The organism is Dyella choica (assembly GCF_003977665.1).
In the GTDB taxonomy this organism is placed as follows: domain Bacteria; phylum Pseudomonadota; class Gammaproteobacteria; order Xanthomonadales; family Rhodanobacteraceae; genus Dyella_B; species Dyella_B choica.
The window spans coordinates 171,628-192,233 of sequence record NZ_RYYV01000009.1; the positions used below are offsets into that span (position 1 = coordinate 171,628).

The window sequence follows — 20,606 nt, forward strand, 5'->3', positions numbered from 1 at the left end:
CACCATTCAAGGAGTGACATGTTTCGACGCGTCGCCATCATTGGCGGCGGCGCCGCGGGGGCTACGCTGCTAAGCGAACTGCTGGAGCGCCCCGTGTCGCAGCCGCTACACCTGGACTGGTACACCGGCGGCGGCACGCCAGGTCGCGGCGTTGCTTACGGTACGCGCTCGGAACGGCATCTGCTTAACGTGCGCGCCGCCTCCATGGGCATGTTCGCCAGCCGGCCCAGTGGCTTTCTGGAACACATGCAGAAGGCTGATCCCAGCATTTCCGGCACCGATTTCCTGCCCCGTTGCCGCTACGGCGAATACCTTGAAGCCCAAACCGCCAGCGCGTTGGCACGCGCCAAGAGCAATGGCCACGATGTACGTGTAGTGCCCTACGAAGTCGATGCGATGGTGCCCGAAAACGACGGCGTCACCCTCTTTCAGGGGGAAGCCACCACGCGCGTCGAAGCCGCCGTGCTCGCGCTCGGCACCTTGCCGCCGCGTCCGCTTTCGCAAGTGGATGACAGCGCCCTGGCCAGCGGTCGCTACATCATGCAACCATGGCCCTTTCTTGCCGAAGCCAAGCCGCACGCGCAGGCCCATCATGTCGTGGTCATCGGCCTGGGGCTGACTGCCGTCGATGTGATCGTCGAACTGGCAGCACTGTGGCCGAATGCACACTTCACGGGAATTTCCCGTCACGGCCTGCTGCCGGAAGCGCACCAGGCCAGCGCCGCGCTGCCGTTCGAAGACAGCGAGGAACTGATCGAGGCGATGCGCGATGCACCGGACATGCGCACCTGGATGCGTCTGCTGCGCGAAGCCGTCGGGCATACCGACGACTGGCGCCGCGTGATCGACTGCCTGCGTCCACATACACAGGAACTCTGGCAGTTGCTGTCGCTCGCCGACCGCTCGCGTTTCCTGCGCCATGCGCGTTGGGCGTGGGAGCGCGCGCGCCATCGCCTGCCACTGCAGGTGGCACAATCCATCGCCGCGCTGGAAAAAAAAGGCCGCCTGCAACGCCACGGCGGGCACCTGCACGGCGTAACGCTAGGCGAGCACGGCCCGCAATTGCGCTTCGTACCGAAAGGCGACAAGCGCGAACGCACGCTTGATGCCGACCTGGTCGTGCAATGCATCGGTCTGGACAACGACATCCGCCGCACCCAGCACCCCCTGTTGCAACAGATGGTCACCAACGGCCACATCCGCCCCGACCCTTTCGGCTTGGGGCTACAAGCCATGCCGGACGGCCGCCTGCTACACGACGGCACTGCGTGGCCGCGACTGTTTGCTATCGGCAGCATGCTGCGCGGCACCTTGTGGGAATCCACCGCCATGCCGGAAATACGACAACAGGCGCGGCACCTGGCGGATCATTTGCTGGCGGACTGACTTCCGGACTGCCCCTCCCCTGCGACGGCAGGGTGGGGTTGTGTGGGCTTGCGGCATAGTTTGAATTGACCGCGAGGCTGCTTCACCCCACCCCAACCCTCCCCTACTGCACGTAGGGGAGGGAGCCGATCGCGGCATGCTTGGAACCATCGGGTGTCCCCTCGCCCAACGCGAAGAGGCATGGTCTACTTCACGCCCATGACCTTAGCGCAACTCCTCGCCTTGCTCGCCTTCATGCTGCATGTGGCCGGCATCCTTGCCGCCATGCATGCAGTGATGAATACGCGCACTCCGCAAGGTGCGTTCGCATGGGCGCTGGGCTTGTCGCTGCTGCCTTACGTCACGCTGCTGCCTTACCTCTATCTCGGGCGCAGCCATTTCCAGGGCTATGTAACGCTGCATCGCGTGCATCGCCAGCGATTTTCGCAGGCGTTGCAACGCGGTGAACATGTCGACGCCCCCCCGTCGTGCATTCGCTACACCGCGCTGATGCAGATGATGCATGGCACGTTTCATCCCGGGCAGCAGTTGAAATTGCTGGTCGATGGCGAAGCGGCTTTCGAAGCGATCTTTCAGGCCATCGCGCGGGCCGAACACTGCATTCTGGTGCAGTTCTTCATCTTCCATGCCGATGGCCTCGGGCACCGCATGCAGCAAGCCTTGCTTGAGCGGGCAGCTGCCGGCGTGCGCGTGTTCGTGCTGTTCGACGGCATCGGCAGCCATGCCCTGCCCCGGCACTATGTAGAAACCCTGCGCCAGGGCGGCGTGGCGATCCAGCCGTTTGCCACGCAACGGCGCCCCCATCGCTTCCAGCTCAATTTCCGCAACCATCGCAAGATTGTCGTGGTCGACGGCTGCCAGGGTTTCGTGGGCGGTCTCAACGTCGGGGATGAGTATCTGGGCCTGAAGCCGCCTCTCTCCCCCTGGCGCGACACCCATCTGCAGCTGGCCGGACCGGCCGTGGACGACCTGCAGCGCAGCTTTGCCGTGGACTGGCACTGGGTGACCGGGGAATTGCCGCCCATGCTGCCGCCTCGTCCGGCCCAAGGCGGCGCCCATACGCTGATTGCGGTCACCGGCCCAGCCGACCTGCAGGAAACCTGCTCGCTTTTCTTTACGGTCGCCATCAACGCCGCACGCAAGCGCTTATGGCTCAGCACGCCCTACTTCGTTCCCGACCAGGCCGTGATGACCGCGTTGCGCCTGGCGGTAATGCGCGGCGTGGACGTGCGCGTGCTGCTGCCCTCGCGCCCGGATCACCACACCGTGTTTCTTGCTTCGAGCCTGCACGCGCGCGATGCGATCGAGGCCGGCGTCCGCATGTATCGCTACCGGCCAGGCTTCATGCATCAGAAGGTCATCCTGATCGACGACGACGCTGCCTGCGTCAGCAGCATGAACCTGGACAACCGCTCGTTCCGGCTCAATTTCGAGATCGGCGCGTTGAGCGTGGATCAGGCGTTTGCCCGCGACGTGGAGCAAATGCTGCAGGAGGACTTCAGCAAGTCGACTGAAATCACGCGCGAGGAATACCGCAAGGCAACTTATCCAAGGAAGCTCGCCATGCATGTGGCGCGGCTGTTTGACCCGATATTGTAGTTAATCTCCGCGCAGCGCCCGCCGCCAGTCGCCGCCGCGAAGGATCCAGCCCAGGCCAGCGCCGACCAGCGCCCCGACCATCTCCCAGAACACGCGCTGCCCGATATTGTCCGGATCGTGCACCTGCGCCAGCCGCGCCTTCAGGAACTGAATCGAATTCATGTTCGCGTAGTTGAAATAGACCAGGTCCCACAAGTCGCCACTGGCGGTAAGCAGCAGGGAAAGCAGGAAGGCGATGGTGATCACGCGCAGCGGGTTCCAGCCTTGTTTGCGGCCAATGACGTGCAACACCAGGTACAGCAGCAGGGCTACGACCGCGCTGATCGCGCCCGCTTCCAGTCCGCCCTCCAGGCCATACCCCATCCACGATTGGTCGTAATGCATCTACCGTTCCCGCCTGCCCGCAGTGATCGCTTGCATTATGCCGGCGAAGCGAGTTGGAATCATGCGCCCGCTCAGCAGACCCATCATGCACTCCCAAGCCGCCCTGATCGTCGTCGACCTGCAACCGGATTTCATGCCCGGCGGCGCGCTGGCCTGCCATGCCGAGGACGCCATCGTTGCCGGCATCGACCGGTTGCTGCACAGTCGCCTTTTCAGGCACGTGGTAGCCACTCAGGACTGGCACCCGCGCGGACACGTCTCCTTCGCCAGCACGCACGCTGGCAAGCGCCCGTTCGAGCAGATCCCGCTTTACGGCCATCCGCAAACCCTGTGGCCGGACCACTGCGTGCAGGCCACGCCGGGTGCGGCACTGCACCCAGGTGTCGACTGGTCGCCGGTGGACCTGATCCTGCGCAAGGGCAGTCATCCGCAGGTGGATTCCTATAGCGCCTTTCAAGAGAACCACGGACCGGATGGCCGGCGCCCCAGCACCGGGCTGGCTGGCTGGCTGCGGGAGCGCGGCGTGAACGAGGTGTACGCGGTAGGGCTGGCGCGCGAAGTCTGCGTGTTGTGGACGGTGCAGGATGCGCTGGCGCTGGGATTCCGGGCGCACGTGGTATGGGACCTGACGCGGCCGGTGACGCCGGACAGTGATGCGGCTACGCGGGCGATGCTGGAGAACTTGGGGGTAGGGGTCGTGGAGTCGGCCCAGCTGTCCTGACCGGCTGCAGGGAAAGGAGCAGCATCAAGCCTCGTCTTCTCCCGCCACGCTCACCTGCACCTCCTCATCCGCCCCGATCCACACCGCCACGCTGATCGGCCGGCAACACACCTGGCAGTCCTCGACGTAATGCTGGTCGCCCGCCGACGCGTCGACCAGCAGCTCGATGCGCTCGCCGCAATAGGGGCATTGGATGGTGCGTGGCGTCAGCATGCTCATGCCAGGGACATGGCCCGTTCGGCCAGCTGCGCGATAGCGACAGGAATGGCCGAAGGCATATCGACGGTGAGCATCCGGGGCGCGTCCGCCTCGCCCAGGCCGTTTTCCAGTTCGTGCTCCCAGGTCACGTGGTAAGGCATGTGCACGCCCCACCCGCCCAGGCGGATCACCGGCTCGATGTCCGAGCGCAATGAATTGCCCACCATGGCGAACTGCACAGGCTGCAGCGAGAACTCGCTGAGCACCCGGCGATAGGTCGTCACGTCCTTTTCCGACACGATCTCGATCCGGTGGAACAAGTCCGCCATGCCGGACTGCGCCACTTTCTTCTCCTGGTGGAACAGGTCGCCCTTGGTGATCAGCACCACTTCGTGATGCTCGGCCACGGCGGCCACCGCCTCGCGCACACCCGGCAGCAGCTCCACCGGATGCTGCAACACTGTCTTGCCGATCTCCACCAGGGCATGAATGTCGGCGGCGGAGATGCTGCCTTCGGTGACGGCTATGGCCGTTTCCACCATCGACAGCGTCATGCCTTTGGCCCCGTAGCCAAACAGCTTAAGATTGCGCCGCTCGGTCGCCAGCATGCTGGCCTGGACCTGGACATCGCCCACGTCCACGTAGCGCCCGATGATATCGGTGAAGCGAGCGCTGGCTTCGCGGTAATAGCCCTCGCTATGCCAAAGCGTGTCGTCGCCGTCGAAACCGATGAGCTTGAGCATGGCGCATCCTTGGAGAGGGATTGGCAAGCTTACCGCGCCGGCCAACCCGGCGCATGCCGTGCCGGAGGTCCCGGCGCGAACGCTACAATTCGCTCTTAAGCACCAGGTGGGAGTCGCACATGAACGGCAATCGGACAGGGTCTTTCTGGCAGCGGCCGCGCGTCGTACAGATCGGCGGACGTCCGTTCGTATCCCACGGGCTGAAGGAGCGCTTCTGGGACGATTTCTATCACCGCGCGCTGACCATGAGCTGGCCGGGCTTCTTCGGCATGGCGGTCAGCGTGTTCCTGATCTTCAACGCCCTCTTCGCGATGCTCTACCAGCTCGACCCGAACGGCATCGCCAACCAGTTCCCGAAGGGGCTGGCCGGGGCGTTTTTCTTCAGCGTGGAAACGCTGGCCACGGTGGGTTATGGCGATATGCACCCGCAGTCGATCTACGCGCACGTCGTAGCCACCGCGGAAATCATCCTGGGAATGGGCAATATCGCCGTTTTCACCGGCCTTATCTTCGCGCGCTTCTCGCGGCCGCAAGCGAAGATCCTGTTCGGCAAGCACCCTGTGGTGCGCATGATCGACGGCAAGCAAACCCTGATGATGCGCGCCGCCAACATGCGGCAGAACCTGATCGCTCAGGCCTCGGCCCAGCTGCATCTGATTCGCCTGCACGCCTCGCCGGAGGGCTTTCAGCTGCGCCGCATCGAAGACCTGAAACTGGTCCGCGATCACCACCCGATCTTCATGCTGAGCTGGAGCCTGATGCACGTGATCGACGAGGAAAGCCCGCTCTATGGCGCCACGCCCGAAAGCCTGGAGGCGAGCGAGACGGCCCTGCTGCTCACCATCGAAGGTGTCGACGAAACCACGTCACAATCGATGCTGGCCCGCTATCAATGGGGCATCAAGGAAGTGCGCTGGAATTACCGCTATGTCGACCTAGTCCAACGGGACAACAATGGCGTCAGCGTTATCGACTACAACGTCTTCCATGAGGTGCTGCCGCTGGATGAGGAACGCTAGGCTGGGGTGCAAACCCCAACGTCGCCATCCCGGTCGATAGGTCAGTGTTGGGGTTTGCAGCCCAACCTACGCCCCCACCCTCAGCCTTTCCGCGTCGATATCCCTCACCGGCCGCACCTCGATGCATCCCGTAGCCGCCCACGGGAACGTCTGCGCAATGCGCACAGCCTCGTCGATATCTTTCGCCTCGACCAGGTTGAAGCCACCGAGGTATTCCCGTGCCTCCGCATAGGGCCCATCGATCACGGTGGTGCGGTTGTTGCGCACGCGCACAGTCTTGGTTCGCGCGGGGGGTTCCAACTGCATGGAATCAAGCAGGTGGCCCTCGGCGCGCAACTCATCCGCGTGCTTGAAGCAGCCGTTCATCATCGTGTCGTACTGGCCCGGGGGCAGCGCGTCCAGCAAGGTGTCGTCGTTATAGATCATGACCAGGAATTTCATGGGGTACTCGCAGGGACATCGAGGGGAAAGGCGGCCGACAGCCGGCGCAGGGTAGGCCAAGCCGGGAACGCGGTCCAGGGGCATTTCAGCGGCCTTTTCTCTCACCGTTCGAGACGCGCCCGGTATGCCTGTCATATAGTTCACGCGTTTGCCTGTGAAATACCGGCGTCTTGATGCCCCGTACTACCCCTCCGAGTAACCTGAATGGGAATGCTTAACAACGCCTGGCTCGTGCTGGGATTGATCGGCCAGACGGTGTTTTCCGGCCGCTTTCTGCTGCAATGGCTCTATAGCGAATACAAACAGCGCAGCGTGATACCGCTGGCGTTCTGGTACGCCAGCATCATCGGCGCCCTGCTGCTGCTGTGCTACGCCTGCTACAAGAAGGATCCCGTCTTCATTGTGGCCCAGGCCAGCGGATTGCTGATCTACCTGCGCAACCTGCAGATGCGCCGGCGCGGCCGCAAAGAGCCCGCGTCCGAATCCTCGGAATCCTCGGAGCTGGCGTCATGACCCTGGACAACCAGACCCTCTGGATCGGCGCGGGCATGCTCGGGCAGCTGCTGTTCGGCGTGCGCTTCCTGGTGCAATGGCTGTACAGCGAAGCGCGCGGCCAGAGCCTGATCCCGCCCGCCTTCTGGTACCTGAGCGTGGCCGGTGGCGTGGTCGTGCTGAGCTACGCGATCCATCAGCGCGAAATGGTCTTCATCATCGGCGAGTCGGTGACCCTGGTGATTTTCCTGCGCAACCTGATCATGCTGCGCAAGCAGCCCGACGCGGACTAGGGAACCCCTGATTCCACTGCAGAGCGTAGGCTGGGATGACAATCCCAGCTTTGCATGCGGCATCTCGGTGCTGGGATTGCCATCCCAGCCTACGTTTCACCAGACGCGCATCGCCGAGACGCTACAGCTCACCGTATTACCCTAATGCCGACGTCCTTCAGCGCAGCCGTAGCGCACTGCGCGCGGCATGCCGGTAGCGCCGGCTCAGGTCGAGCCGCGTACCATCGTAAAGCACGACTTCGGCATGCCCCTGGAACAGGGTATGCACTTCGCGGATGCGATTCATGTTGACGACGATGCTGCGATGGATGCGCAGGAAATGCACGGGATCCAGCGAGGCATGGAGGTCGCGCATGGTTTCGCGATGCAGGTAGGTCGTGCCGTTCGCGTGAATGCGCACGTAGTTGTCGTCGGCGCGAATCCAGTCGATGTCCGACACCGGGATCACGATGGTCCGTTCGGCCACCTGCACGCTGACGCGCTTCACGTAATCGCCGCCGCCGTGAACGACCGAAGCGCCGCGCTGCAGTTGCAGGCCACGCCAATGCTTGTACACCCGATCCATGGCCTGGTCGAAGCGGGCCTGGTCGATCGGCTTGAGCACATAATCGATCGCGTTGGCGTCGAACGCGCGCAACGCGTGTTCGGCGAAAGCTGTGGTAAAGACCACCATCGGCCGCGCATCGACGGGAATGCCCTCCTCCAACAAGCCGAAGCCGTCGCCGCCAGGCATCTGGATATCGAGAAAGACCAGCTCCGGCGCGAGGGCGACGACGGCCTGCCTTGCCTCCAGGATATTGCCGCATTCGCCGATCACTTCGATGCCCAGATGCGTGGCCAAGGCCTGGCGGATGGCGACGCGCGCCAGGATTTCGTCGTCGACCAGCAATGCTCGGATGCGTGGCTTCATGGGCGGCCTGCTACGAAGGGGAAGTTCAAATCAATGCAGGTACCACCCTCCGGCCGACTCGACATGCGCATCACGGCCGCATCGCCGAACATCGCCTTCAAGCGGGCACGCGTGTTGCCAAGGCCAACGCCTTCCTTCAAGCCGGTCTCCGGCAAGCCCAGCCCATCGTCTTCCACGCGCAAATGCAGATCGCTGTCAACGCGCCGCGCGACTATCCTCACGTGCCCGCCTCCGGTCTTTTCCAGCAAGCCGTGACGCAGCGCGTTTTCCACCAGCGGCTGCAGGATCAGGCTGGGCACCATCGCCGCGCCCGTATCGCCAATATCCACCTCCGCCGTCAGCCGATCCTGGAAACGTACCTGCTGGATGCCGAGGTACGCATCGACGAACTGCAATTCGCGCGACAGCGAAACCTGCTGCGCATGCCGCTCCTCCAGCGTAAGGCGCAGGAAATCGCTAAGCCGCGCGATCATCAGCTTCGACTGTTGCGGATCGGCAAGCACCAGCGCGGATATCGCATTGAGCGTATTGAACAGAAAGTGGGGCTGCAGCTGCATGCGCAACGCCTGCAATTGGGTCTGCGCCAGCTGACTCTCCAGTTGAGCGTTGCGCAAGCGTTCGTCCCGCAATGAATGACGCCACGCGAGGCCACGCAGCACCATCAGCATCAGCCAATAGGTGAGCAGCGAAAGATAGCTTTTGTAGATGGCTTCATAGTGCAGAAGGTCGGTGAAAGTGTAGAGGCCCCGGCTCGGACTGGGGCCGACCACCACCCAGAAAATCCCCAGCATAAGCGCGCTCTGCACACCCGCCGTAGCCAGGCTGCAGGGAAGATGCAACAACCAGAACCGCCGCCACCCCGATGCCCCCAGCCGCCCAAGCCAGGCCAGCCATGGCGTCAACGCCATCCACAGGTAGAAGTCGGTGAAGCTCCACGAGAGTGCGCGATGCCATGAGGTCGGATGGCTTTCGCTCATGGATTGCCACACATTGCTGGCGGCATACGACAAGGCCAGCATCGTCCAGAAGACGAAGGCAAGGGCCAAGGGCTTCCATTTTTGAGCTCGCAGTTGCGTCATGCCGGCGACCGTAGACTTTCGATACGCGGTCAAGTGTGCGAGTTGCCTTGCCGCTTGGGAAGCGCCCGCCACAACCCTTACCGCCCACCCTTGTTTATTGACCGCTCACCCCATCCAGCGGGCTCCGGTCACAAAGCGCATGCATGGGCGATGGCGACCTCACAAGCTCCGTGCTCCCCATCCCGGAGTTCCGCCATGACTGTAAGTCGCACCACCCTGACCTGCGGCTTCGCCGCCGTCCTGCTGGCCTGTTCGAGCCTCTCCGTGCATGGCCAGGATGCCGGCACCGTCGGTACCGATGAGACCCAGCACACCGCAGCAGCCATCCTGGCGGTCGACCAGCATTGGAGCATTGCCGAAATGACCGGTGACAGCGCTTGGCTGGCCGACATGCTGATGCCCGACTATCGCACGGTGAACACCGATGGCAGCGCGCACGACAAACAGGCACTGCTTTCCGGCATGGCCAAGCACAAACTCGTTACGCGTGCCGAGGCCGAGCTCAAGCTGGCCGCGTACGAAAAAGACCACCACATCGGCAGCACCGTGACGATCCACGGCGATATGGCTATCGTGTCCTTCTACGACACGTCGCTGGGCCCGCAAAAAGGCACTACTTCGGCCGATGTGTTCCTTTACCAGGACGGGCACTGGCATGCTTTGTATTCGCAGCACACCGGCGTGCATGGTTGACACGTAATACTTCGAATTTACTCCCTCCCCTACGGGTAGTAGGGGAGGGAAATGTTCGGACGCATCGCTCTATCCGATCGCCCACTCCGCCGCCCGGCGTGCATGAATCTGCGTGGTATCGAAGAGCGGCACAGTCGCATCCTGCGGCCCTAGCAGCAAGGACAATTCGGTGCAGGCGAGAATGATAGCTTCCGCGCCCTGGGCAACCAGCTCAGCCATGATGTTCCGGAACGCCACACGCGAGGAATCGACGATCTTCCCCACGCACAGTTCCTGATAGATCACGCGATGGATTTCCGTGCGCGCCGGTTCGCCCGGTATCAGCGCCTCGATGCCGTGCTGTTGCAGGCGCTCGGCATAGAAGGGTTGCTCCATGGTGAAGCGCGTGCCGAGCAGGCCCACTTTGCGCAGCCCAGCCACGCGGATCTCATCGGCCACCCCGTCCACCACGTGCAACACCGGCAGGCGGACGGCTGCTTCGATCGCCGGCGCGACTTTGTGCATGGTGTTGGCGCAGATCACCACGGCATCCGCGCCAGCTGCTTCCAGGCGACGCGCGGCATCAGCAAACAGGCGGCCGGCGGCATCCCAGTCACCGGCGTGCTGCAACCGGGCGACCTCCTCGAAATCGACGCTGTAGAGCACCAGCTTTGCCGAATGCAGGCCGCCCAATCGGGTCTTGACCGTCTCATTGATCAGGCGATAGTAGGGCACGGTGGATTCCCAGCTTATGCCGCCGATCAGTCCCAGGGTTTTCATCCTTCGTCCTTTGCTTGCCGAGGTCGGGATCTGCCCTCCAACCTACCGCAAGCACACGGCTGATGCATTGAAGTTTCTTCGCGGGCGGCCGATAGCCTGGCTGAGCACGGCCTCGTGGCCGCGCGGTAGTGACCTGGAGACCTGCATGATCGGCACCCGCCCCAATCTCGCTTACCTCAAGGCCGCCTGGGCGGCGCACGCCGGCATCAGCGCGCAGAACTGCCACCAGAGCTACGAAGAGGCTGGCATCTCGTTCGAACGCGTCAATCATTCCTGCATCGTGCGCAAGGATGACATGCAGGTGTCCACGATGCCGCTGCGGCATACCCGACAGGAACTGCGCATGGGCTTTCTGGGGCGCATCGAGCTGGAGGCGCGCAAAGCCGCCGGCGAGATCGAAGCCGTGCTGATGCGAGACCTGGCGCTGCCGGAAGGCCACCTGCTGATGGTGGAGATGGAGGAATCCATGCGCCACCTGCGCCGCCGCGGCAGCCGCGCGCTGGCGATTTTCATCGCGCCCACCGCTGCCGCCGACATATCCAGTCGCTTCGGCGTGGAAATCCAGGCCTTTCTCGATGCACCTCGGGCCTGCCTGTATGCGCACGCCCTCAACGGCGACGGTTATGCGGCGGTCGATCTGCTGGCCGATTGCGGCAAACGGGAACGCCATCCACGTGCGGCGACGTATGGTGAACTGGCGCAGCGTATCGTGGCCACGCTCAACGCCGCGCTGGAAAAAGCCGTCCTGCTGCGTTAACCCTTTTCACGCCGGTGGGCTTTACCGTCGCTAACGACTTTTTCACTGCACTGCAGAGCATCGTCAAGGGCTAGGCAGGGGCAGATGGCAAGGAAAAGGCGTCAGTGTGCTGAAAAACAAATCATCCACGGCTGCTTCTGTCGTCGTGTCAATTTGCTTTCGATGTGCTCGACCCGGACGAGCACTCCGTCAAGATCATCGTGTCCGACAGCGTGCGCAGCCGCCAACCCGATGTGCCGGTGCTGTTGATCACCGGCTACGATGCCAGTGCCGCTTACACTTCCCTCAGACTTCCCCCTGGCATGTCCCTGTTGTCCAAGCCGTTCAACGTCGACGCGCTGGGCGAGCAGGTGCGGCGGTTGATCAAATGGCGCCGCGCGCGGCTTGAAACAGGGACGCCCTGAAATCATCCAACTGGAGTCGCCGATGAAATCCACCCTGCTCGCGTTGGTTTTTGCACTGCCTGCCGGTTCATCCCTGGCCGGGGCGCAACACATCAATCCGCCCACGCTTGCTGCGCCACACGGCTATACGCACGTCGTCACCGTCGATGGCGGCCGCACGGTGTACATCGCAGGCCAGGTGCCGCTGGACCAGCACGGCAAGCTGGTCGGCGCCGGCGATTTCGCGGCCCAGGTACGACAGACCTTCGAGAACCTGAAAGCTGCGCTGGCGGCGGGCGGCGCGAACTTCTCCGACCTCGTCGAGATGACCACTTATGTGACCGACATGTCGCAGGTCGATACCTACCGCAAGATCCGCAACCAATACATGAGCGCCCCCCTGCCCACCGCCAGCCTGGTGGAAGTGAAAGGCCTGTTCAGCAAAGATGTAATGCTCGAAGTCAGCGCGGTGGCGGTGGTGCCCGCGTCATCGACTCACCCGCCGGTAAGGCCATCGGAGCGCACGCCCAAGGGTTGAGCCGAAGTTCCGATGCCGTCATCCCGCCTTCCCTGGATCAACGGCCGGTTGCTCGGAAATGGATCTGTCATGCCTGCTCACATGTTCTAGCCCCTGCAAGAGCGCATGATTGGGGATGAGCAGCCGGGCGTTGCGCCTCGCTGCCAATGGTCACTGTGAGGATCCTCCCCATGCTCGACTGGCTGGATTACCGCAAGCAACTGCTGGGCCGTATCGGCGAGATCGGCAAACTCAGCCCCGACACCGTCGCCGGCTACCAGACCCTGTCCAAGGCCGGCCAAAAGACCGGCCAGCTGGATGCCAAGACCCGCGAACTGATCGCCCTGGCCGTGGCCGTAACCACCCGCTGTGACGGCTGCATCACGGTGCACACCGGTGAAGCGCTGAAACATGGCGCCAGCCACGAGGAAATCGCTGAAGCCCTGGGCGTGGCCATTGCTCTCAACGCGGGCGCCGCACTGGTGTATTCGGCCCGGGTGATGGATGCGGTGAGCGCCCACGAGGCGGGGCACTAGCCGCCACCCGAACCGTGCGCGATTTCAAAATTCGGGACACCAGACGTCATCCATGATGCTGGCCAACGGCCGGCCGAAGACCCTGGCTACCGAGCGTGGTGAAGTCGTGCCCATGACCCCGCAGGAAATCGAACAACAGCTGGCCGAGCTGGCCGGCGCCGTGCCGCAACTGCTGAAACGGACCCCGGGTGTCGAATTCTGGATCGAATTCCTGGAACGGGCCGACGCGATCCGCAACCGCGTATCGGTTGATCACTATGACTGGGTGACCGGCCGCATCTACGAAGCATTGGCAGCCCACGGCATCTCCACACCCACCCGTTGGCTACTCGCCGCAGCCGGCACCGACTCAAGTGAATCGTCCCTGGACCGATAAGCTGATCAAGACCCTGATGTTGCGGGGCCTTGGGGGGACCAGCATGACCACATCCGTCGTCGCGGCACTGATGCTGCATAACCAATCCTGCTCCCGATGCCGCATGGGCGAGCCATGCCTGGTTGCCGAGCGCATCCAGGACGAATGGCTGCGCCAGCAGGCCTCCCTTCAAACCGAACGAACCCAGGCGTCCAGTCTGGCCACCGAAGACGCCGCCTGAGCGGCTGCGGCGGCCCCACCCTCCGGCTAAGCTTGACCCACTCCGATGGGGAGCCAAAAGGAGAAGTGAGGGCTTATGCATCCGCATCCGTTCTTTGGACTGCTCGCCGCCATCCTGGCCGTGATTCCGGCTTGGAGGGTCGTTTCGAAAGCCGGCTACCACGGCGCCTGGTCGCTGCTGCTCTTCGTGCCGCTGGTAAATATCATCATGCTGTACGTGTTTGCGTTCAGTCAGTGGCCGACCGAGCGGGCGCGTTCGCCCTGATTCCTGGGACGTAAGTCGGCAAATTTCCGGCTCCTCCCCTCCATGCAGTAGGGGAGGAGCCGTAGACGTGCCAATGCACAATCGTGCAAGCGCGCAACCGGTGCTCGCTTAAGGCGGCGATGCACCGAGCAAGCCCACCTTGTAGCCGGCCTCCCGCAACCGGCTGGTGGCCTTCACGCTCAACACCACCAGAATCACCAGGTTGACGAGCGGCACCAGGCATCCGATCACCAGCAACACCTTGGTACCGGTGGAATGACCAAAGCCCCCGCAAAGGCGGACGATGCCGACGATCGCCATGATCGCGGCGACAAGGCTCAGCACCAGCACCAGACCGCTGGAACTCCTGGCCGCCATGGTCAAAAAGTTCAGGATGATCGAATAGATGATCAGCTTCTGCCCGCTGGCGATCTGCTGCAAGTCGGCGCTGTCCGATGGTGGACGATCTTCCACTTCCGAACGTGGTGCCTGATACGGATTGTCACTGCTCATGCTTCCCCCCTACAACGTAAAGAAAACCTGCTGCAGGTAAGCAGCAGGCAGTAAAAAACCAGCCCTCCTGGTGGAATCGGCCATGCAGCCGCCGCCCCCACGCGCCTTTGTACATGCGAACCCCAATCAATGCCAGACGGATCCAGTAAGAGGCGACAAGCCGCCCCCTCGCAACCATCCATGGCTTGATCGGCACTCACCTGCGAAAGGCCATTCCGATCTGCGGCGAAGATCGCTCAACGCGCCAATCAGGCCCACACCCTGCCAGGGCGATCAACAAGATGCATAGCGGAGCGCAGTACCACCAATTCATTCTGAACTCGCCGCGGGACCGGGTGGTGCGCAACAGGTTTCAGCGGCTGGCACTGAAGCTCCTGCCCGAAGGCGCCGACGTGCTCGATTTCGGTGCCGGAACCGGTATCGATGCAAAGGCGTTTGCGGCCAAGGGACACCGCACCTTCGTCTACGAACCGTCTGCAGCCATGCGCGAGTATTTGGTGCAGCATTGCAGCGACGAAATCGCTCTCGAAAAGATCATCCAGATTCCATCGCCACTGGCCTGCAAGGTGCAGGGAGTCACTGCCAATTTCGCCGTGCTCAATCATTTCGAGGATCACACCTTGCTGTTCGAAGAGCTGTCACGCGTGGTCCACCCGGGCGGTTTTGTGCTGGCCAGCATGCTCAATCCTTATTATCTCGGCGACGCACGTTATGCCTGGTGGCGAAAGAACCTGGTAAATCTGCTGCGGCGCGGTCACTACGCCATTGCCAGCGAAAGTCGTATTCATCGGTTTGCGCCGCGCATCGTAGCGCGTGCCGCCACGCCGCACTTCCGGCTCGAACGTCTTGCTCCGCGTGGCTTGCGGCTGGCTACCGATCTGTACATGTTCCTACTACTGCGGCGGCTGTGAAATGCTCAAAGACTGGTTAAGGCCGTATGTGCGTCCCTTGCCGCAATGGTCCCCGGTTGCCATTGTTCCTCCGTCACAGATCGTCGTCGCCACCTTGCGATGGGTCGGCAACTCGGCAGATGTCACCACCGACCACACGGTGGCTTCGCTAAACCCGCTCATGATCGCGACCAGCTTCGATGCCGGCCAACTCCCCACATTGGAGTACAGCGACAGCGCGACGGGCAAGGCTTTGGGAATTTTGCGCCTGGTGCGCGCGGATTCGATCGCTGCGGAAGAGGCAGCCATTACCCTCTACCACGTAAAAGCCGGCGCACACCGTTGCCTCGGATGGCCACGCCGCTCGTGGAACGCGTGGCTACAGAACCGGAGCATGCTGAAAAATCGTGCATCGGGCCATTTGAATATGGAACCCGCCGCAGCACAGCACCTGATGATAGCGTATCTGCGTCCGCGCCCCGTTGTCCTTGTCTCCGTCGACGCGCCGGGACACCGGAACATCTTCCCCATGGACTTGATCGGCCCGCTGGAGCGCAGCGGCTTCTTTTCGCTTGCGCTTCGCAGCACCAATGTTTCACAGCCGATCATGCGCGAAGTCCGGCGGGTTGCCCTGTCCAGCATGCCGGCGTCGATGAAGGCCACGGTTTACAAGCTCAGCGAGCATCACAAGCAGCCGCTTGCAAACTGGGATGCACTCCCCTTCCCGCTTCGGCCATCGCGGGAATTCGGTATTCCCGCCGTTGCGGCGGCGTTACGTGTTCGGGAGTTGACCATTGTGCACAGCCAGGAGATCGGCTTGCACACGTTTTTCCTCTGCCGCATCGCTTCCGATGAAAATTGGGCCGAAGGCGACCAGCTGCATCACACGGCGGGCTTCCACCAGGCATACCGTCATCGGCAGGGCATGCCATTCAAGGAAGTGTAGGGATGCTCCGATCTATTCCACACTTCTGGCATCCCGCCAGGAAAGCCCGTCACGCCGGATGCTCTTAGCGCGTAGGCTGGGATGGCAATCCCAGCATCGCGCAGCGATCGGCATGGCAATGCTAGGTTTTGCAACCCAGCCTACGCGCTGGGAAGTCACGTCCAGTGTTCCTCAGGTGTGGCAAGGCGTGCCTGATGAACGGATAAATCCAGCAATCGCCTTGGCACACTCAACTGGCCGTGCCTGGAGGAGCAAGTGCGGCCCCTCGATGTCCACCTTTCTTGCGTGCTTGACGGCCGAGGTAATCGGCTTCCATGCGGAGGGGGCGAGCAACCTATCTTCGGTCGCCCTCAGATAGAGCACTGGCAAGGATATGGACGTCAGCAGCGAGGTTACGTCCACTTGTAGCGTCAAGGCTGCCCTCGCCTGCAGAACGTTGGGAGCGACTTCGGATATCGCATCCGCCAGTGCTTGGGTCAATGGCTTGGTCGCCCATCTTCCAAGCAGTAGCCAACGCAACAACGATAGGGGCGCGTACTGCGCGGGTGCCATGCGAACGAGCGGCGCAAGCGGTTTCAGCCAGGGAACGGCGACCCGCGCAAAAGTCGTCGAGAGAATCACGCCGGCGAGGTTCGGCGGAGGGCTTGCGGCGATCGATAGGGCGAGCGGTCCGGAAAACGATTCACCCAGCAACCAAAACGGTTGCTCACAGGGAAGTCTAGGCCTTATCCATTCTTCCAGGGCGGCATAGCCAAGGACCCGCTCCGCCGGAAACCTGATGGCAACTACCGACTCGAAAACGGATGCCGCGGCGTGCTTGAACGCGTCGTGCATGGTCGTGGTGCCGTCAAGGCCAGGGAGGATGACTAGTGCTGCCATCTACGCGCCGGCCAGACCTTTTGCCTATCGAATCGCAAGGCTCCCATTTAATCGCCCCTTCGACCTGAAGAAATCGCTGCAGGCTCACTCTTGGCCTCTACTTGCTTGGTCTGCGCATAACCGAAAAACACGCCCTTGCCCAACCGGAGCCGGCCCTCCGTTTGATGGTAGAGTCCGTCACAATGCTGACGCAAATAGCCGCCATAACGATGACTTGCCGGGTCTTCCACCTTCAAGACTGAATGATGCTCTGCGCCGAGCCACCCATGCTTTGACAGGCGCAAACGCGCGAACGCGCCAACAGGGGCTTCCATGAACATTCTTTTCCCGTCTCTTTTCAGCCTCGTGTTCATTTTCATTGGCGTGGGCATTATCAGCTTCGGCAAAAATACGGCGGCCAAGGCGAAGCAAAGCCTGTCCTGGCCGTCGACCGAGGGCGAAATTGCCCATTCGGCGGTACTGTATCAAACGGATACATCCAATGATCAAGGGGATGCATTCGATACTCAGACGGATACATCAAATACGATCCGCGCAACCTCCACGTACAAGGCTGACATCGTCTATCGCTATAAAGTGCGCGGCAAAAGTTATTCGTCTTCCAAGATCTCCTTCATGGATTTCGCATCGACCAACAACCGTGCGCAAAGCGTGGTCAACCGCTATCCCGACAATTCGACGGTGCAGGTTTACTACAATCCCGCCAACCCTGCCGACGCGGTGCTGGAGCCGGGCGACGCAAGTGGAATCACGCTCCTGTATGCCATCGGGTCCCTGTTCGCCGTCGCCGGACTTTTCTTCCTGCTCATGAGCCTGACGGGGCACGTGCACGTTCATTGAGGGAAGACCGGGAACTTGTTCCCGGAAATCGGGCAGGCATACGGCATGGATTGCACCAACCGTCGGCCTGACGGGCAGCCATCGCCATCCCTTGCCATGTTTCGCGAACAACACGCTAAAACGTGTAGTTGAGGCCAAATCCTACACCGTTGCTTCGCAGCCGGATGACGTTGCCATCTTCGCGGCTCCGTTCGTTCTGACCAAAATAGCGGTGGAAGCCGTAGAGCATGGCTTGCCAATGCTCCGCAAAGCGGTACTCGAAGCCGAGCAGGGCTTCGTCATTGCTTTGCGCCAGCCGTATCTCGCCGCCCTCCGTCCGCAGGCTGTTGACCCATGGCAACCGTCCTGCGGAGACGTCGGCAGTAAAAGTCAGTTCATCGGTCAATGGATAGCGCAAATGCAATCCCGCCACGGGCACCGGTAGTTCCTGTACGTAGAAATCCTCGCGCAATTCATGGCCGGCGCTGTGGGCCGCAATCGTGCCGTTGAGCTTGAAGTTGAGCATGACGTAAGTGGCGCCCACGCTCCACCAGAGTCGACCGCCGTGCCCAACGTCGAACAAGCGATGCCAATAGGAAGCATCGAAGGCGATGAAATTCTGAAACCCCGTGATGGTGTTCAACCGCCCTGGGGCGATCGTAGTGCCGTTGTAGTACACCGGCACCGCTGTCATCGCGTGCCCGTTCAATTGACTCGTCGAAACGCCGAAGTGCATTTCACCCACATCGGAAAGCGGCCGCCAGGCAAGCAGCCTGATCGTTTGCATCGTATGGACATGGAGATTCCGGTCCAGATCCAGCTTGCTTCCTTGCACGCTATTCTCGCGAACCTGCACCCAACCGGCAGGCACGCTGCCTTCGCCGTAGATCGCCAGCGTCCAGGGATAGTCGGCCGCATGGACCGAAACGGTCGCTAATCCCATGACCGCAATCAGAGCGGTCAGCCTGTGCAGAATGCATGGACTGAACAGCGACGTAAGGCTTGGCCGTTTTTTGATCATGGCCTGGACCCACGGTTCCGTAACCCATCCCACCCGTCCCAAAGAAGCACGGCTGCGATGACTCGGTCACGGACTCTACTCCACACGCCATTCAGGTGATGCGAAGGCGCCTGCCATCCCTGTCGTCCGTCACGTCGTCAGGCGTGTCATGTTGAAATGAGCCCGTTTACACCTGCCAAAACGTAAATCGATCCGCTAATGGCTATCACTGCGGGCTCGATCATGCGCACTGAAGGCGGAAACTTCGTTCATGGTCAGATGCGCGCTGGAAGAGTTGTGCGTCCGACCAGGCAGTTCGCGGAGACCTCTGGAATACGCCCTCTTCCGCTCTCTTCAATGAGACAAATCCTATCGTAGTATTTTTAACAAAGCTTCACAATTTCTTCATCCTCTGCCAGCAAGCAAACGCGCTGGCGGTCGATCAAAAGGAACCGCCTTTGCCAGCTGCAGAGGCATCTCCATGGATGGAGATTTTCTCCCCTTAGGGCTGGTGCGCTGTCTCGGAGACATCGTCGCACCGAGAGCCTTAGTCAATGCAGACATTTCACTGCACGGGTTAACAGGCCCGCGCAGCTAGGGAAGAGCGTTTCAAAAACAATCAATTTGGAGACTACTGTTGAACACAAAACATCAAAATGGGCGGCCTGAAGCTTCCCGCAAATGCGTTGCGGCGTACAAGTTTGCCAAGGGCGGCAAGAAGAAGACATCGGCCGTTGCAAGTCTTGCCATCACGGCGGTGCTTGGCCTGGGAATGAGTGCTCAGGTGGCGGCGCAGAGCTCGGCGCAAAAGGCGGAGCAGGACGCCGCCTGGGCACAGCAAACGGCGCAGGACGCCCAGACCAGAATCCTTAGAGCCTCCAGTAGCGTCACTGGAGCGCTGGGCGGCGGCTCGTCCGTAAAGCCGGATGGGACGCTGACCCTGCCAAAATACAACGTTGGCGGTGAGACGGTGTTTGATGTAGGCCGTGCGCTTACCAATGTCGACGGCCGCGTGAACAGCAATGCCGGACAGATCGCCAAGATCGATGCCCGTGAAAACAAAGACGCCACCATGATCGTCAAGGGCATGGCCAACATCGACGGCCGCGTGAACGACAACGCTGGACAAATCGCCAAGATCGACGCCCGTGAAAACAACGATGCCGCCGTGATCGTCAAGGGCATGGCCAACATCGACGGCCGCGTGAACGACAACTCCGCCCAACTCTCCAAAACCAATGCCCAGTTGTCGTCGGGCGTTATAGGAACCGGCGCTCAGGCAACGGGTACCAACAGCATCGCGCTGGGCCCCAACGCGGACGCCACGGGCAACAATTCGGTAGCGCTTGGCAACGGTTCTGTGGCCGATCGCGACAACACTGTGTCAGTAGGTTCGCCGGGCAACGAACGCCAGATCACCAATGTGGCGCCCGGTACACAACGCACGGATGCGGCCAACTGGGGCCAGGTGCAGGATGCGGTCAGGGACGAGCACGACTGGGCGAACCACGAGTTCAGGCAGGTCGACCGACGCATCGACGGAGTGGGTGCCATGACCGCTGCCTATGGCCAGATGGCTTTCAGCGCAGCCGGCGTGGACTCGGCCAATCGGATCGGCGCGGGTGTCGGCTATCAAAACGGCCAGGCCGCCCTGGCGGTGGGTTATTCGCGTCGGATCGGCTCGCACGTGAACCTGTCGGTGGGCGCAGCAACCTCGGGCCACGACACCTCTGCGGGCGCCGGCGTGGCGATCGGCTGGTAACGAGCCAACGCCTGATTCGAAAAGGCCATATGGCCACGAGGTCGGCTT

At 61.9% G+C, this 20,606-nt stretch carries 29 protein-coding genes; 18 read left to right on the plus strand and 11 right to left on the minus strand.

Annotation, left to right across the window (positions count from 1 at the left end; all coding sequences use genetic code 11):
- The first annotated feature begins 18 nt into the window (after positions 1-18).
- On the plus strand, positions 19-1,386 hold the full coding sequence (locus EKH80_RS13735) for an FAD/NAD(P)-binding protein (protein WP_126685337.1): 1,368 nt from the start codon (positions 19-21) through the stop codon (positions 1,384-1,386).
- Positions 1,387-1,566: 180 nt separating this feature from the next.
- Positions 1,567-2,985, plus strand: a complete 1,419-nt coding sequence (cls, locus tag EKH80_RS13740; RefSeq protein WP_230473678.1) for a cardiolipin synthase — start codon at positions 1,567-1,569, stop codon at positions 2,983-2,985.
- Here cls and EKH80_RS13745 read toward each other — a convergent pair whose 3' ends face one another.
- Positions 2,986-3,369 (minus strand): hypothetical protein, encoded by a 384-nt coding sequence (locus EKH80_RS13745; RefSeq protein WP_126685338.1) that lies wholly within the window; start codon positions 3,367-3,369, stop codon positions 2,986-2,988.
- Positions 3,370-3,454: 85 nt separating this feature from the next.
- Here EKH80_RS13745 and pncA point away from each other — a divergent pair, with 85 nt between their 5' ends.
- Positions 3,455-4,090: a bifunctional nicotinamidase/pyrazinamidase gene (gene pncA, locus EKH80_RS13750; RefSeq protein WP_126685339.1), complete on the plus strand. Its 636-nt coding sequence runs from the start codon at positions 3,455-3,457 to the stop codon at positions 4,088-4,090.
- Between the two features lie 24 nt (positions 4,091-4,114).
- Here pncA and EKH80_RS13755 read toward each other — a convergent pair whose 3' ends face one another.
- Together EKH80_RS13755 and EKH80_RS13760 are read right to left on the minus strand one after the other, a co-directional pair.
- Positions 4,115-4,303 (minus strand): CPXCG motif-containing cysteine-rich protein, encoded by a 189-nt coding sequence (locus EKH80_RS13755; RefSeq protein ID WP_126685340.1) that lies wholly within the window; start codon positions 4,301-4,303, stop codon positions 4,115-4,117.
- 2 nt (positions 4,304-4,305) lie between these two features.
- On the minus strand, positions 4,306-5,031 hold the full coding sequence (locus EKH80_RS13760) for an HAD family hydrolase (RefSeq protein ID WP_126685341.1): 726 nt from the start codon (positions 5,029-5,031) through the stop codon (positions 4,306-4,308).
- A gap of 119 nt (positions 5,032-5,150) precedes the next feature.
- On the opposite strand from EKH80_RS13760, the gene EKH80_RS13765 reads away from it, so the two are divergent.
- A complete protein-coding gene (locus tag EKH80_RS13765) occupies positions 5,151-6,050 on the plus strand; it encodes an ion channel (protein ID WP_126685342.1) in 900 nt (299 codons plus the stop codon).
- Between the two features lie 66 nt (positions 6,051-6,116).
- Here the strand turns inward: EKH80_RS13765 and EKH80_RS13770 are convergent, their stop codons facing one another.
- Positions 6,117-6,491: a YciI family protein gene (locus tag EKH80_RS13770; RefSeq protein ID WP_126685343.1), complete on the minus strand. Its 375-nt coding sequence runs from the start codon at positions 6,489-6,491 to the stop codon at positions 6,117-6,119.
- A 210-nt stretch (positions 6,492-6,701) separates the two neighbouring features.
- Here EKH80_RS13770 and EKH80_RS13775 point away from each other — a divergent pair, with 210 nt between their 5' ends.
- Positions 6,702-7,004 carry a lipid-A-disaccharide synthase N-terminal domain-containing protein gene (locus EKH80_RS13775; RefSeq protein ID WP_230473679.1) on the plus strand — a complete coding sequence of 101 codons (303 nt, stop codon included), beginning with the start codon at positions 6,702-6,704 and terminating at the stop codon, positions 7,002-7,004.
- Positions 7,001-7,276 carry a lipid-A-disaccharide synthase N-terminal domain-containing protein gene (locus EKH80_RS13780; protein WP_126685345.1) on the plus strand — a complete coding sequence of 92 codons (276 nt, stop codon included), beginning with the start codon at positions 7,001-7,003 and terminating at the stop codon, positions 7,274-7,276. The genes EKH80_RS13775 and EKH80_RS13780 overlap by 4 nt, the downstream gene beginning before the upstream one ends.
- Before the next feature lie 157 nt (positions 7,277-7,433).
- Here EKH80_RS13780 and EKH80_RS13785 read toward each other — a convergent pair whose 3' ends face one another.
- Together EKH80_RS13785 and EKH80_RS13790 are read right to left on the minus strand one after the other, a co-directional pair.
- The gene (locus EKH80_RS13785; protein WP_126685346.1) at positions 7,434-8,186 is read right to left on the minus strand and encodes a LytR/AlgR family response regulator transcription factor; all 753 of its coding nucleotides are present in this window, start codon (positions 8,184-8,186) and stop codon (positions 7,434-7,436) included.
- Positions 8,183-9,265: a sensor histidine kinase gene (locus EKH80_RS13790; RefSeq protein WP_126685347.1), complete on the minus strand. Its 1,083-nt coding sequence runs from the start codon at positions 9,263-9,265 to the stop codon at positions 8,183-8,185. The genes EKH80_RS13785 and EKH80_RS13790 overlap by 4 nt, the downstream gene beginning before the upstream one ends.
- A gap of 195 nt (positions 9,266-9,460) precedes the next feature.
- On the opposite strand from EKH80_RS13790, the gene EKH80_RS23835 reads away from it, so the two are divergent.
- The gene (locus EKH80_RS23835) at positions 9,461-9,958 is read left to right on the plus strand and encodes a nuclear transport factor 2 family protein (RefSeq protein WP_158628839.1); all 498 of its coding nucleotides are present in this window, start codon (positions 9,461-9,463) and stop codon (positions 9,956-9,958) included.
- Positions 9,959-10,027: 69 nt separating this feature from the next.
- On the opposite strand, the gene EKH80_RS13800 is transcribed toward EKH80_RS23835, so the two are convergent.
- Positions 10,028-10,717 (minus strand): aspartate/glutamate racemase family protein, encoded by a 690-nt coding sequence (locus EKH80_RS13800; protein WP_126685349.1) that lies wholly within the window; start codon positions 10,715-10,717, stop codon positions 10,028-10,030.
- A gap of 145 nt (positions 10,718-10,862) precedes the next feature.
- Between EKH80_RS13800 and EKH80_RS13805 the strand changes: the two genes are divergently transcribed.
- From EKH80_RS13805 to EKH80_RS13830, 7 genes are all read left to right on the plus strand, one after another.
- Positions 10,863-11,474, plus strand: coding sequence for a hypothetical protein (locus EKH80_RS13805; protein WP_126685350.1), 612 nt, complete (start codon positions 10,863-10,865; stop codon positions 11,472-11,474).
- A gap of 164 nt (positions 11,475-11,638) precedes the next feature.
- Entirely contained in the window at positions 11,639-11,878 is a 240-nt protein-coding gene (locus EKH80_RS13810; protein WP_230473680.1) for a hypothetical protein, read from the plus strand.
- 22 nt (positions 11,879-11,900) lie between these two features.
- Positions 11,901-12,395 (plus strand): RidA family protein, encoded by a 495-nt coding sequence (locus EKH80_RS13815; protein WP_126685351.1) that lies wholly within the window; start codon positions 11,901-11,903, stop codon positions 12,393-12,395.
- Positions 12,396-12,565: 170 nt separating this feature from the next.
- Positions 12,566-12,910 carry a carboxymuconolactone decarboxylase family protein gene (locus tag EKH80_RS13820; RefSeq protein ID WP_126685352.1) on the plus strand — a complete coding sequence of 115 codons (345 nt, stop codon included), beginning with the start codon at positions 12,566-12,568 and terminating at the stop codon, positions 12,908-12,910.
- A gap of 52 nt (positions 12,911-12,962) precedes the next feature.
- Positions 12,963-13,286, plus strand: a complete 324-nt coding sequence (locus EKH80_RS13825) for a hypothetical protein (protein WP_126685353.1) — start codon at positions 12,963-12,965, stop codon at positions 13,284-13,286.
- Between the two features lie 43 nt (positions 13,287-13,329).
- A complete protein-coding gene (locus EKH80_RS23840) occupies positions 13,330-13,506 on the plus strand; it encodes a hypothetical protein (RefSeq protein ID WP_158628840.1) in 177 nt (58 codons plus the stop codon).
- 75 nt (positions 13,507-13,581) lie between these two features.
- Positions 13,582-13,770, plus strand: coding sequence for a DUF805 domain-containing protein (locus EKH80_RS13830; RefSeq protein ID WP_126685354.1), 189 nt, complete (start codon positions 13,582-13,584; stop codon positions 13,768-13,770).
- A 108-nt stretch (positions 13,771-13,878) separates the two neighbouring features.
- Here the strand turns inward: EKH80_RS13830 and EKH80_RS13835 are convergent, their stop codons facing one another.
- Positions 13,879-14,262, minus strand: coding sequence for a hypothetical protein (locus tag EKH80_RS13835; RefSeq protein ID WP_126685355.1), 384 nt, complete (start codon positions 14,260-14,262; stop codon positions 13,879-13,881).
- 338 nt (positions 14,263-14,600) lie between these two features.
- Here EKH80_RS13835 and EKH80_RS13840 point away from each other — a divergent pair, with 338 nt between their 5' ends.
- The gene (locus EKH80_RS13840; protein WP_230473681.1) at positions 14,601-15,173 is read left to right on the plus strand and encodes a class I SAM-dependent methyltransferase; all 573 of its coding nucleotides are present in this window, start codon (positions 14,601-14,603) and stop codon (positions 15,171-15,173) included.
- Positions 15,118-16,098, plus strand: a complete 981-nt coding sequence (locus EKH80_RS13845; RefSeq protein ID WP_230473682.1) for a flavin reductase — start codon at positions 15,118-15,120, stop codon at positions 16,096-16,098. Before EKH80_RS13840 ends, EKH80_RS13845 begins: the two co-directional genes overlap by 56 nt.
- 171 nt (positions 16,099-16,269) lie before the next feature.
- Here EKH80_RS13845 and EKH80_RS13850 read toward each other — a convergent pair whose 3' ends face one another.
- Positions 16,270-16,977: an alpha/beta fold hydrolase gene (locus tag EKH80_RS13850; RefSeq protein ID WP_126685358.1), complete on the minus strand. Its 708-nt coding sequence runs from the start codon at positions 16,975-16,977 to the stop codon at positions 16,270-16,272.
- A gap of 47 nt (positions 16,978-17,024) precedes the next feature.
- Positions 17,025-17,291: a hypothetical protein gene (locus EKH80_RS13855; RefSeq protein WP_126685359.1), complete on the minus strand. Its 267-nt coding sequence runs from the start codon at positions 17,289-17,291 to the stop codon at positions 17,025-17,027.
- Between EKH80_RS13855 and EKH80_RS13860 the strand changes: the two genes are divergently transcribed.
- Positions 17,290-17,817, plus strand: a complete 528-nt coding sequence (locus tag EKH80_RS13860) for a DUF3592 domain-containing protein (RefSeq protein ID WP_126685360.1) — start codon at positions 17,290-17,292, stop codon at positions 17,815-17,817. The genes EKH80_RS13855 and EKH80_RS13860 overlap by 2 nt on opposite strands.
- 115 nt (positions 17,818-17,932) lie before the next feature.
- Here EKH80_RS13860 and EKH80_RS13865 read toward each other — a convergent pair whose 3' ends face one another.
- On the minus strand, positions 17,933-18,739 hold the full coding sequence (locus EKH80_RS13865; RefSeq protein ID WP_126685361.1) for a hypothetical protein: 807 nt from the start codon (positions 18,737-18,739) through the stop codon (positions 17,933-17,935).
- 694 nt (positions 18,740-19,433) lie between these two features.
- Between EKH80_RS13865 and EKH80_RS13870 the strand changes: the two genes are divergently transcribed.
- Complete coding sequence (locus tag EKH80_RS13870; RefSeq protein WP_126685362.1) at positions 19,434-20,558, plus strand: YadA family autotransporter adhesin; 1,125 nt, start codon at positions 19,434-19,436, stop codon at positions 20,556-20,558.
- Positions 20,559-20,606 lie beyond the last annotated feature (48 nt).